The following is a 14,333-nucleotide window of genomic DNA, read 5'->3' as shown; positions in this document are numbered from 1 at the left end:
ATGCCGATCTCGATTCGGTGTTCGCCTTCGCGCAACGGCTCGGCGAGCTGGAGCCGACCTGGAGTATCAACGAAGAAGACACGGTCGAACGATTCCAGAATTTCCTTAATTATCACCTGCAACCGGCGGAGCAGGCGCAGTGGCAGACCGAGATCACCGCCGCATTGGATTACCTCCGCCGGATCAACGATCCCAGGGAAACCGTGACCAGTTCCGTGGCCCTGCGACACTTCGCCGATCTGGTCCGGTTCGTTCGCAGCCGCGGCGACAAAGTCCTGCTGGGCGCCGGAACGTTCGGCTCAGGTATGGAGAACATCACTGAATATCCAGGTCTGGTGGGAACCCATGTGTATTCAGTATTGGATGTGCGCCCCGGCGACGACGGCGGTTTCGTCCTGGTACTGAAAAATCCGTGGAAATCCAACCCAGAGGTGCCCAAGCCCATCGACGGACTCACCTACGGTACGAGCAGCTTCCTCACCCTCAATGCCAAACAGCTGACCAAATTCGTGCTCCTGACGATGCACGGCCCCGGCACCCGCTTCGCCTTCGGCATGCCGGGTCAGTCTCTCCAGACCACCAACCCCCCGGGCAATTGCGCACCACGTGCACTCCGCGCGGGAAAGAACTTCAACCCCCGCCTTCAGTACCGGACCCCTGAAGACGTTGTCGGACTGTCCGGTTGGAACGCCGCGGAATTGCAAGCCGCTGCCAACGCGACACTGCAGCACATCGACCCGAACGTCCCCGACCCGCACGCCATCGTTGTCGACGCACTGCGCGACGCGGGGCCGAACTCGGTAGCTTTCGTCATCGACGTCCTCCCCGCCCCCGACGAGCGTGGTTTCGGCGCGCACACCCTCATGCTGTACAACGCCGACGGGAAGATCCGGGTTTACGACCCCGCTACCAGAGAAGATCGCCCCATCGGCAAATACCGCTTCGCCCCGAGCAGTGCTACCGCCGCCTTCGTCTTCGCCCCCACCGGTGAACAACGTTTCATGGACCAGTCCAACGACGGCGCCCGTGTCCTCGCCGATATCCTCATCGGCGCGCCGCCGACCGAGCGAGCACACACACGAGAACGTACGCAGGAGCATCGCGCACTTCCGGTGTCACTGGCCCGGGCCGCACGGCAGCAGCGCCCCGACGCTTCGACGTTCGGGATGGGCCGACTGTTCCAGGGGATCACGCGAGCGCTACCGACCGTAATGGTCGACGGTCGCCGGCGGAATGTGCTGAGTGAGCCATTTCAGGAGCGTTCGACCATGCTCAACCCTTATCTGCACTTGGTGGACTTGGGCAAAAACCAGGACCCCTGGGTCCTCCCTGAACACCGCGTGAAAGAGCTCCCCGGTCATGTGGTGGGCCGGTTCGGTGGCTGGCTGGCGATCCATTGGCTGCTCTACGAGTCCGCCGGGGGAAGCAGGTTCGACTACAACACGCTCACGGCGGCGCAGCGTCAGGACGCGATCGACGTGATCGTCGGCCTGCATGCCGGTAGCACGGAACAGACAGCGGCCCAATGGGTTCGGTGGGCGCAACTGAGTCTGGGCGAGAGCGCCGTACACCGGCCCAGGGAGAACGCCGATATCCGGGACCTGCCGGCCGATGCACGGGTGTGGATGGCCAATTCCCAGCACATGGTCGACGCCCGCGATGTCCGAACGCTAGCGGTCCGGCGCATCGGAAATACGGATGAATTCCGCATCTACGATCTCGACAATCCCACTCTCGGTGGTCTCGCCGGGCGAGTGAATGCGGCGAAGCTGGAGCAGTGGATGGACAAGCGCCGCATTACCGACCTGGTGATCCTCGAACCCGCGCGTGCGTCGGCAGTGCCCGGCCGGATGTCGATGGCGGGAGCGGTCGATGCCGCACACGAGCAGCTGCCGGACTATGCGGCGGCAACAGACCGCTCCGTGAATCCGCCCGGCTACCCGGAGTCAGGCAGCCCTCTCGGCACTGACCTACCCGCCACTCGCACCACCACGCCCACCGACCCCTCCACCCAACCCCTCCGCGGCGGTGCTACCGGACTCACCCCGCCTGCCGTTGCGCCCGAGGCTATTTCGGATGCGGGCCGGGGGAATGTCTTTGGCTTGCGGGTGTTCAGGGAGAAGTTCTCGGAGGTAGATTTTCCGGCGGGGACGCGGTTGGAGTTCACCGATCCGGCCGGCGGAGCATTCACGGCGTGGGTAGTGCAGGCGAGCGACGGTGCTCGGCATGTCCGGGTCGGGGAGGGCGAGAACAGCCCCGAGGTGAGTGTGCAGGCGTTCCGGGAGGGTTTGCGGAAAGGGTTGCCGCAGTTGGGTTCCCAGGCTGTCGCGCGGATAGTGCAACCTGCGCAGAGTGCGAGTGTAAGCCGGGTATGGGAGGCAGGTCGGTTCCTGCATGTGGCGGCTGCCGGTGGATTCGGTACGGGGACCGTGGTGTCGTGGCGTCCGAGGGGCGGGGACCGGGTGCTGTCGGCGGTGGCGCGGGCAGACGGCCGGTTCGATTTCCACGGGCCCGACGATGGTGCGCCGATGGTTTTGTCAGCGGTGGAACTGGGGCCGTCCTTACTGAGTGTGGACGCGGTGGAAGCCGTGGCTGTGCAACGAGATATGCCTCAGGCGCCCGATGCTGCGGATGATATGCATTTCGGGCGGCTTCCGATATCCGGTGAGCCCGTTCCATTCCAACCCCGTGACGTCGATCTGCTTTCCCGAATTGCGTTGCGTACACCAAATATGGAGCGCAAAAAATATCAGGACATCGCCGATGAGCTCAATGCTTCCAGCGGTACTCGTACCACTGCGAATGAGGTCCGCGATCTTGTTCTTGCGATATACGATAAATTCGGTCTGACAGGCAGAGATCGTGATCATCTGGTCGCGGTGCAAACTGCTCGCGCGTGGCGGCTGCTGACTCGAGAGCCGGAAGCAGGCGACCTGGATTACGTGCACTCTGTGCGGAATCCGGCGACTGGCGCGGTGGTGCGGTTCATACCCGGCCAGATAGATCTGCTGACCGTGATCATGCGACGCAAGCCGAATATGGAGCCCAAAGAGAATAGTGATATAACTGAGGACCTCAAAGCGGCAGGGGATGCCCGGAACACGGACAGTGTCCTGAAAACACGCTTCCGGAAAATATATGACAAGTTGCCGTTGCGGGGTGCTGACCGTGGCTATCTCGGTCTGGTACGGATGGCTCGTGTCTGGGGTTTGCTGCCGGAACACCCGGTAGCGGGCGATCTGGACTACGAGTATCACGGCAATGATCCGACGTCTCCCACTCCTGTGACGTTTATGGACGATGAGATCAGTTTGATCGCTCGGCTGATACGGGCAGGATCAGCCGCTGCGCCCGCGATGGCAGCCGCACTCGGAATTACCGCCCCGACGGCAAGGAAGCGCATAGAGAACCTGTTCACCAAGTTGAAGTTGGGGGATAACCGGGATGTTCGCGAGCTGGCTCGGGTAGCGCAGGCGTGGGGGCTGCCGGTGCCGACCACGAGCGGTGACGGTTCGGGTGCGTTCGACAGTGGCAGCGCTGCGGCAGGCCCCGCTCACCAGTCCGCCGGTCCACATACCCACCGAGACGGTGCCACCCAACCCACCATCGCCCCCACGCGCCGTACCCACATCGACAACATCCCCGCACCCCACAACGGACTCTGGGAATCACAACCAGGCGACGGCAACTGCATGTTCCACGCCTTCGCCCGCATAACCGGCATGAACGACCCCGACGCACACATGGCCCTACGCGCCCACGCAGTGGAAACCGCCTATCAAACCCGCACCACCACCCTCGACGACTACACCTCCCCCACCCCACCCGAGCACTTCATGCCCGGCAACCCACCCACCGACTTCCACCCCGACCTCTCCGACACCGACCGCCACAACGCCTACCAACAACACCGCGACACCAGCTACCAACGACTCCGCGATGCCACCCCTGCCCAACTCGAAAACCTCCTCCTCAACGCCCAATACGCTGACCGCGCCGCCGAACTCCTCCTCCCCGAACTCGCCCGCACACTCCAACTCAACCTCGACATCCACCACTCCGACCGCTCGACCCACCACTTCCACCACGGCACCCCGAACACCCCCACCCACAGCCTCTTCCGCGAAAACATCGGCGACGGCCACTACCACGTCGCCATCCACCCCAACGGCCAACCCATCACCACCCACACCCCACCCACCACCAACCCCTCCACCCAGCCGCTCCGCGGCGGCGCCGACACCCAGCACATCTCGCACGACCCGGAGCATCGAGCAACTCCGCCGCCGTCCGGCATCGTGATCGAGGACGCCCACAACCCCGTGTCCGCAGAGTGGGGTGATCGGGTCGATGAATTCGGTTGGCGAGTGTTCAAGGACAAGTTCTCCGGGGTGGAATTTCCGGTAGGTACGCGCTTGGAGTTCATCGATCGCGGGGCGGAGGTATTCCGGGCGTCGGTAGGCGTGGACGCCGGTAGCCGGGTGGTCGAATTGGATGTGTTCCAGCACAAAGCGCCGCCGTTGAGCGCCCAGGGGCTGGTGCGGGTGGTGCAACCGATGGTGGGTCCCGGGGTGCGCCGGGTGTGGGATGCGGGTCAGTTCTTGCAGGTGAACGCTGCTGGTGAGGTAGGGCCGGGGACGCGGTTGTTGTGGCGTGAGACGTCGGCCGCCGGCGAGCTGGTGGTGACGGTTCTGCTGCGAGAAGACGGTGAATTCGATGTCGAGGAGAGTGGCGCGGGATCGTCGGTCGTGGTGTCGCCGATGGGCATGAGCATGCGCTTGCGGGACATCGGGGCGGTCGAGGTGTTCGTGGTCAGACGTGGCGAATTTGTCCCCGGTCTGCTCTCGGATAGTCTGCGGGAAATCTTCGACCTGGCGGTACAGGGCAAAACCAATCCGGAGATCTGCGACATCCTGAACATCCAAGATTGGCAGCTTCAAGAGCGCGCAAGCCTCGTGGACGAAGAATCGGGGTTGACCGGTCAGGACATGCGATTGTCCAACTGGCGACCGGCCCGAAATAACGGGTGGCTGCCGTCCAGTCCGAGGCCCGGTGATGTGGACTTTGTGTATTTCGGTCGGCATCCGGTGTTCGGCACGCCGGTGCCGTTCCAGCCCGCCGACGTAGATTTGATCTACCGGCTCTCGCGGCGAAAGTCCGATATGGAGCGAAAGATCTACAGAGATGTAGCCGAGGAACTCGGCGAGCGTCGCGATGATAAGCGCGCCGAAGAAAGGGTGAGAAAAAGCGTTCATTTGCTGTACAATATGTTCGAGTTGACGGGAGCGGCACGCAATGTGCCCGCTATGGTCCAGTCGGCACGCTTGTGGGGCCTGCTGGCACGCCATCCGGAACCGGGTGACGTGGATTGCGATTCGAGTGCGGTTTCCACTCCGCAACATATGGTGCTCTCCGAACTCGCACGTAGCAACCAGAACTTTCAACCCAAACCCTATGCGGAGATAGCCGCGGCGCTCAGCGCCTTGATGAAACACGACGTTTCCGAAAGCGTCGTCGAATATCTCGCCGAAGGACTGTACGACAATTTGGGATTGAAAAACTCTGCACGCAATCCCGCAGCCGCGGTCCGGGTGGGTCGTCAATGTGAGGCGCTGCCCAAGGAACCACAACCTGGCGACATGGATTACTATTCATTCGCGGACAAGACAGTAGTCCATCCGGACTCGGGCAAGGTCGAACGGTTCACGCCCGCTCAGCTGAGACTACTTGCCCGGGTTTCGCGACGTAAGCCGAATATGGAGCCCAAAAAATATTCGGACCTGATTCGAGAACTCGACGCCGCAGGCGAAGACTCAGCAGTCAATGACACAGCGATGCGGATGCGTTGTGACCGGATATACGCCAAATTCGGAACGTCTGGGCATCTGGATGGGGTGCGGACGGCCCGTGCCTGGAAATTATTGCCCGCAGAGCCGGTACCAGGCGATCTGGATTATGAGTACCACGGTGTCGACCCGGAGACAGGCGCTCGTATTCCGTTCATGGATGACGAGTTGTTCCTGCTCGACCACCTCGCACGAAAGAAATCTGTCCGCGATATCAGTGCGGAACTCGGAGTTGGTCCGGCTGCCGTCAGAAAGCGAGTCAAGCACCTAGCAGCGACGTTGAAGCGCAGTGGCGCATGGCATCTCGATGGGATTGTTCAGACGGCTCGAAGGTGGGGTTTGCCGCCGGATGGCTACCAGGCTGACGAGTCCGTGTCGATAGCGGAAGGACACGGGATCGCCCGCAACCCCGACATGCCGCCTGCGGACGGCAGCAGTTCGAGGCTTGCGGCAGTAAGCAGTCCGACGCCCGCGGCCGTCAGCAGTCCGAGTACCGCCCCGGCCCTCACCACCGGCATCCGCGACCCGAACTGCGCGATCGAAGCGCTGAACTATACCGCTGCCAAAAATCCCGACGCCCCTATTGATCCGCCGGCCGAGAATTCCGTCGGCCTGGGCGGCATGCGCGCCCCGCAGTTCAACCAGCATGCCGGTGCCGACCTACGAACGTTCGCCGACCACGCCGCGATCGCGAACCAACTTCGCGACCACGGCGCTATCGCCATCGTTGTCGACGCCTACAACGGTCCCGTCGACGAACACGGAATCGGTGCACACGCAGTGGTTTTCGAGAACTACAAGGGAACCATCCTCGTATACGAGCCGACCACCGGACTCCATTACCCACTCGCTAAGCACCCGGCCGGCAATCTCCGCGCCATCACCGCCGTCATCTACAACCCGGACGGCACCGTCCTCATCACCAGTGATCGCGAAGCCGACGGCGCCGCAGTCCTCGGCGATATCGGCATCGGCGCACCTCCGAGCCGCGATCTCACGGCCACGCAGGCAGCTACCGATGATGCCGAGGACACCTATTTCGGGCATGACCTGCTCGACCAACTGGGTTCCGAGGAATCCGCCGGCGCCGAGCCCAGGGAGCGCTGGCACCCGGACTACGACCTGAGCGCCCTGGACAAACCGTCTCTGCCCGAACATCTTCGATCGGAGAACCTCGCGAAACTCACGCCCGCGGAGCGCGACGTCGTGCTGCCGCAACCGGGTGTGCCGGGGAAGATTTCGCACCCCGTGCTGCCGGACGGCAGCACGGTCATCACGCTGATCGGCCGTACGGGCTTGGTACAGCACCTGCTGGCCGCCGATGTGGTGGAAGCCAAGCTGGTGCAGCCGCCGCAGGGACGCCCGCTGTTCCGGATCGAACGCGACAACGGCCCGCAATTCGTCCACATCGACCTGACCCGCGACTTCGTCGGTGATCACAGCGATCCCGGCGATTCGGGCACCTTGTACTGGGACCTGTCCGACACCGGTGGCGAGGTCCGGATCCTCGCCGGCGACGGGGCCGCGCCGACCCTGGTCCAGCTGCCGTACGACGCACCCTTGGTGGTGCGGCCCGGTGACGGGTCCGGACCGGTGCGGCAGCTGCGGAAAACCGACGGTCCCTGGCACAGCGTCGCTGTTCCTGGCACGTTGTTCAGCGGGTTGCCCGTCCTCGCCGACCGGAGCGGGGACAAGCTGTACGCTCCGGACGGACAGCCCCGAGCCCGGGACGCGCGTCAGGGCGCGGCCGGTGACTGCAGCCTGGTCGCTCCGCTCAAGCAGATGGCCGAGCTCGACCCGCAGGCGATCATCGACATGCTGGAGGACCACGGCGATATCGTCAGCGTCCGGTTCTTCGTCGAGGGCGAGCCCAAATGGGTGCACGTGGACAAGAAGATCTACGTCACGCCGGGCACCGACATCGGTCACTTCGCGCGCCACGAACGCGGAGAACCGTTGTGGGCCGTAATGATCGAGAAGGCCTACGCCAAGCTGTTCAACGGCGAGGACGGCTACCAGGGCTTCCCCGGCAACATTCCCGCAGCCCGGGTGCTCGAACGCCTGGGCATGGGATTTCACCGGTCGCCGGCCGGGCGAGCGTATCGGGCCTGGGTCGACGGACGCATGGTCGACGTCGAGCAGACCCGCCGACCGCAACCGATCCGCAGCCTCAACGACCCGACGTTTCTGAACCCGCTCCGGTTCGACATGGATACGCTGCACGGTCTGGTGCGTGCCCACCTGCCCGACGATCGCCGAGCCGACCCCGAGTTCTCCCGCAGGCTCGCTGGAACTTTCACCTCGTGGGCGCTGCAACGGGCCGAGCGGCGCGAGGCGGCGTGGCAGCCGATCTTCGCGCGGCACCCGAACGACGAGAATGCCCGCGACGCCGCCTGGAAACAGTTCAAGGACACCCGGGATATCCTGTACCCCAATGGTTTCCGTCGTTACCTCGACGAGATCCTCGCGCCCGACCTCAACGAGCGCTTCCCCGGCGACCCGCATCGCTGGGATGCGGAGAAGGACGCACTCACCCGCTATATCGCCAACGCCTACGGCGGCGACGCCGAGTCGCGGGTGCTGACCGCCGATTCCGACATCGCCGCGCACGCGATCGCCCTGCAGATCCGTTACGCGCTCGACCGCGGCACCAAGGTCACCATCGATACCCGATCATTCGGAAAGCCCGTGCATGGCCTGCTCCCCCGGCACTTCTACGCGATCCTCGGTATCGAACATGATGCGACCGGCACGTGGCTACTCCTGGAAAACCCCCACGACCACCACGGCAACTATGCCAAGCCGATCGACGGCATCGAACACCGTCTCGATCCACGACCCGAGCACCCCGTCCCCGCGGGCGGCTCCCGTCACCGCACCGCGCCCGACGGCACCCAGTACGGAACGTCGACCGACGGCACCCGGTATCGCCGCGACCCCCACCCGGACTCCGCCGATCCGAGTAAAATCCGCTACGCCGAATACCGCTATGCCCGCGATCGAACCCGGTACTACATCGACACCGACGGCACCGAATACCGCACGACCCGGGACGGCACCCGGACCTGGAAACAACCCGGAGACACTGTATGGCGGCCCATTCCGGACCTCGACCGGCCGGATATGACCATCCCACGCCGCGGCGGCATCCTCGCCGTCAAAGCGAAACACCTGCCCAAGTTCGACAACCTCGCCCTGAGCGGCCCTGGCGCGTACGGCCTCTACGGGCCCGACCATCCCGACCCACTCGCGACGAGCCCCACACCGGGCCATCCTGACGCAGGCACAACCTCCGCCGCCCCACCCGCCCGGCCCGGTCGCCGCGCTCCCCCGGCCGAACCCAAAGGCCGCGACACCTACTTCGGCAATCACCTGCTCGGCCAGCTCCGATCCGAGCGGAACAGCTCCACGAACAAGCCGCGAACCTCATTCGACCGCAAGGGACTCCAGCCCCCCACACCCGCCGAATACCGGCAGAATCTGAAAGCCAAACAGTTTCCGACCATCCCGGTCTCGGTCAAAACCGGCCGCATCGATCACCCCGATGGTGGTCCCGCCCTCACTCTCGTGAACGACCGCGGCGAGGTCATCACGCTACCGGCCACCGGTCGCGCGGCCGCGAAGCTGAGAGTCCCGGCAGACGGAAGTCTCCCCTACTACGACTTGGTAGAGCCGAACGGACGACGGCACACGGTTCCCGAGAAGCTCGTGAGCGACTTCGACTGGCAGCCCGGCACGGGTACCGCCCCGGGCACGCTGACTTGGCAGGTAACGGGCGAAATTCGTCTCCTCGGCCAAGACCGCAGCGGCACAAAGCAATCCATCTCGGTGGGGTACGGAGAAGACCTCATCGCCATGCCCCAGCCAGGACAATTTCGGTACATCGCCAGACCTGAAGGTGATCGGGACTGGCTCGCCGTCAAAGCCCCGAACCACGTGCTGCCCGAACTGCCGATGCCGCGCGACCGCCGGAGCGAGAAGCTGTACGGCCCGTACGGACCACAACCGCAAGACGCGAGACAGGGCGCGGCAGGCAATTGCGCATTGATCGCCGCACTCGTGCAGAAGGCCCACCACGATCCGGCATCGATCGAGGAGATGCTGCACGAAAACGAAGACGACACCGTCTATGTCCGGCTCCGCATCAACGGCACCATCGAGTGGGAACTCGTCGACAAGAACATCCCCGTCACACCCCACACCAACATCGGGCATTACGTCTACCACGAACTCGGGCAGCCGCTGTGGCCCGCCATGATCGCGAAGGCCATCGCACAGCGCCTCGGCGGGCACCTCGGCTACCACGTGAGCCTCAGCTCGGACATGAGCAAGTTGGACGTCTTCGGTTATCTCGACAAGGGCTTCCACCACCCCACAGACGGCATGCTGCCGCAACCCTCCCGCGTCGTCCAGGCTGTGTTCTTCCTGCTCGACCTGGACTTCGAGACCCTTGGGCGACTGATAGGTGGAAACCCGGAGTCCCACCGCGACTTCGGCGACGCCCTCGACAAACTCGAATCCCAGTACGAAACTCTGCGCAGCACCCGGTGGCAGGCAATAATTGCCGCCCACCCCGACAAGAAGGATCCCGCCCGCAGCACGGCGTGGGACAAGTTCATGCGTACCGACGATCTCGAATCACCCGCCGGCTTCCGCCGCTACCTCGACCAGCGACTGCCGGGACGATGGGAAACCGAGAAGAAGACCCTGTTGCGCTATTTCAACGCGATGTACACCGGGAAGGCCGAGCTCCGGCTGCTCGACGACGCCTATATGTTTGTCGCCGAGGCGATCGCCGACCGGATCGACTGGGCACTGCAGCGCGGCACGGTCACCCTCGGCACCCACGAATTCGGGCAGGGCCACGAAAATGTGACTTTGGTACCCGGTTTGGTGGGCGGCCACACGTACGCGGTCCTCGGAGTAATTCGCGATGCCAAGGGCAAGCCGATCGGGCTCCTGCTCGAGAACCCGTGGAAACACAACGGCACCTACCCAACTCCTGAGAAAGGTATCGAATACGTAGTCCCCGCAGCCGGATCCAAGTACACCGTCCAGACCGACGGCACCCGGATCCGCGACGACCAGGACGGCGGGCAGGAAAAATTCTCCGCGGATTCCGGCAGATTCTGGCGGGACCCCAACGGCGGCGAGGAGCGCTGGACTTCGCCGACCGGCGTCAAGATGCGCAAGGCTCCGGGCAGCACGACCTGGGAGGACGACCCGACCCGCAAGGACCCGCCCGATGGCACCATTCCCCGCCTCGGAATGATCGCGGTCCGTCTCGTACATCTACCGAAGTTCAACCCGATCGGAATAGGCGGCCCCGCCGCGTACGGCCTCTACGGGCCCGAGAACACCACCGGCACAAGCCCCGACACCGCCTCCCCACCGCACGGCCGCAACGCCCCACCACCAGCACCGACCCACGCTGCAGATATCCATATGCCCGACGCTGCCGCGCACCCCACCGACTCGGCTGCGCACGTAACGCTGGAGCCCGTGGAAGACGAGGTACTTCACTGCGTCGCCAAGGGGTACAAGGAAAATGAAATTCTTGCTCACCTCGAGGCTGTAGGAATGCCTACTGCTAGGCACAAATTGAGGGATGTCGTGAATTCTCTATTCAGCAAGTTCCGCATCCCGCACACCTGGGACAGGGACGTCATGCTCGCCCAGCTGGTGGCGCAGGCTCGCGCGCAGCATCGGCTCGACCAGAAGAGGTTCACCGAGCTTTCGCTCCGGCCCCTGCATCGAGCGGTATTCGCTCATGTATTCGAAAATCTAGGAGACGACCATGCCGGCAGTTCCTATGCAACGATTGCCGCTGCCCTTCGAGGCAAGGTATTCGACGGCGGAGAGTCTGTCGAGATCACTCCGGCTCGAATAAGGGCCGCATGCGAGGAGATACTCAACAGGCTTGGGATACCCCGAGTTGACTGGGTACGAAGTACGGAAGGCGGCACTGATGCCCGAGCCACGGTCGCTGAGCTCGCTCGCGCCCTGCAGGGAAAGACCGACTCCGGTACCATCGCTGAATTCTGGAAAGATGGCGGGCCCGCGGCGCACTGGTCCAGGCGGCCACCTCGGCAAGAGAAACTACACAAGGCGATATTCAACTACGTTTACGAAATTTGCAAAGACGGTTACCGACAAATTTCGTACGAGGAGATCATCGGTGCCGTCGAAAGCCCGGATCTCCCCGATATCACTAAAATCATGACATACACCGCGATTCAGGGGATACTAGGCGACCTTCGCGTTCACGAAGACCGGTGGCTCCGAGATAGCGTCGGCCAGGCGCGCCCGAAGGACACGCTCGCGGATGTGGCACGTACCTTATCGGACGATGTCGTCGCCGGATACCGATCGACCGGCAGAGCCGGCCCGGCTGCTGGACCTTCCGATGGCAGTAGCTCGCAGGCACCAGCACCGCATCACGCCGTCGACGTACCCGACAGCCCCGCCGCACCCGTATCTGCCCAGCCGCAACAGACTCGAGCGTTTGCCGATCTCGACATCCTGCCCGCAGACCTCAACCTCTACCTGTTGACCGGCGTCGGCGACTACCCGCCCGGCACCCACATCTACCTCAGCGGGTTCCACCCCGACGTCGCCGACACCTACACCCGATTGCGACTGACCATCACCGCCGACGGCGGATTCATCGTGCGGAACAACAGCTCTGGCGCCGGCGACGAAGAACCTATCCGCACCGGCCCGGAGATCCTGGCCTTCCTCCTGGACCACCTCGAAACCTGCGCAGCAACGGTCGTGCACCGCCCCGCACCCGACACATCCGGACCGACCACCCACACCACCATCGCCGATCTCACCGACCGGTTGAACCAGCTCACCCTCCTGACCCACACCACACTGCACCTCCCCGACGGCGCCACCGCCGCCCTGCATGCCAACGGCGACTTCGAATTTCGCAGCGCCCACGGATCGGGCTTCTTCGACAAAGCCCAATTCCTGCCCCGCCTCAGCATCTACGTCCCGCCGCACGTCACGATCCACGCACCCACCCCGCCCCACTGGCTCCCCATCCACCGCGACCCGTTCACTGCCTTCGCCCGCGTCCACGGTCTCGACCCGCAGCGGCTTCAGGTCGATATCGCACACCATCTCGACGCCAACCGTGACCACTACATCGACCAGATCACCGCCGACCACCTCGACGCCCAAGAGATTCACGAAAACGCCCACCGCCAGGAATTCGACAACAACCCCGCTTTCCGCCGCAACACCCCGATCGACATCGAATCCGCCCGCGCCGCCGAATTCCGCGACCGCATAAGGCACGAGCGCGAGCTACTACTTCAGCGCGAGATCGATGCACTACACGCCGGTCACACCACCGACAGCCGCTCCTCGGCACACCCTCGACTCCCGTTCCGACTCCGCGTCGCCGCCGAACTGATCCACGCCAACCTGGTAGACATCGAATCCGGGTTCACCCGGCACTCGGTCATCACGACACCTGTTCCGGGCCAACCCGTCTCGTTCTTCCGACACCACCCCGAACACGGCTACCAGCTGGGACTCACGTCCACTGGCGGCCTGTACACAGCCCCGATTCCCGGCATCGCCTTGACACCCCATCAGCATGCTCTCCTGAACTATGTCGCGGCACGATACAAAAACAACGAAATCGAAGCCCGCCTGCGCGCGGACGGATTCTCCGGCACTCGGAATTATCTGGTGGACGACGCTCTCAAGCGGTTGTACAAGCTGTTCAGGCTTACTGGTTTCGCTAACCCGCGCAGCGAGATCATCACCAAAGCCAGAAGGCTGGGCCTGCTCGACAGGGCCTCCGACACACCCCCGGCACTCCCGTCCACCATGCTGCCGCCGCTGCAAAACAAGGTGCTCGAATACTATGCCGCAGCCCGCACCTCGAACCGCGACGTCGACAGCCGCTTCATAGCCGACGATCTCAGGAGAATCGGATTTACCGGCGACGAAGTATTGGTACGACGCGCGACGGATCTGTTGTTCGAAAGGCTCAGAGTCGAGCGCCGCGCCGACGAGTCCGCAGCCGACCGACGTAGGCGCGCCGTCGCCGTCGCCCGCAGCGACCATCCGGGCATGCTCGACGAGACTGCCGTCGCCGAACTAGCGGCACGTCTGGCCGTGCCCGACGAGCTCCTCGCCCCCGCACCCCCGGGTCTCCCGCTGTCGCTGCTGTCGAACAGGGTGCTCGAATACTATGCCGCAGCCATCACTTTGAACCGCGACTTCAACAGCCGCTTCATCATCAACGCCTTGTTCGAAGAGCGACTCATCGATGACGAGAAGGAGGTGGCCACCGCAGTGTTCGCGTTGTACAGACGGCTCGAGATCGAACCCCGTCGCGGTGAGTCCGCGGCCGACAGACGAAAGCGGGCCGTCACCATCGCCCGCACCAGGTATCCGGGTGTGCTCGCAGAGAACGCCGTCACCGAACTCGCGGAACGTCTTGAATCGCTGCGCATCCGGCCGTAA

General features: G+C 63.8%; 1 protein-coding gene (cut by a window edge). It reads left to right on the top strand.

The features are described from left to right. A protein-coding gene (locus ACFWF1_RS16505) for a C2 family cysteine protease (RefSeq protein ID WP_379282829.1) crosses the window boundary here: on the top strand, positions 1-14,333 show its 3' end. Its footprint begins 40,330 nt before the window's first position; 14,333 of the gene's 54,663 nt are visible here — the last part of the coding sequence; its start codon lies beyond the left edge, outside the window; it ends in the stop codon at positions 14,331-14,333.

The sequence above is a fragment of the Nocardia sp. NPDC060255 genome (assembly GCF_042727395.1).
GTDB lineage: Bacteria > Actinomycetota > Actinomycetes > Mycobacteriales > Mycobacteriaceae > Nocardia.
The sequence above is the reverse complement of the archived record's forward strand: the minus strand, read 5'-3'. Positions and strand labels throughout refer to the sequence as shown.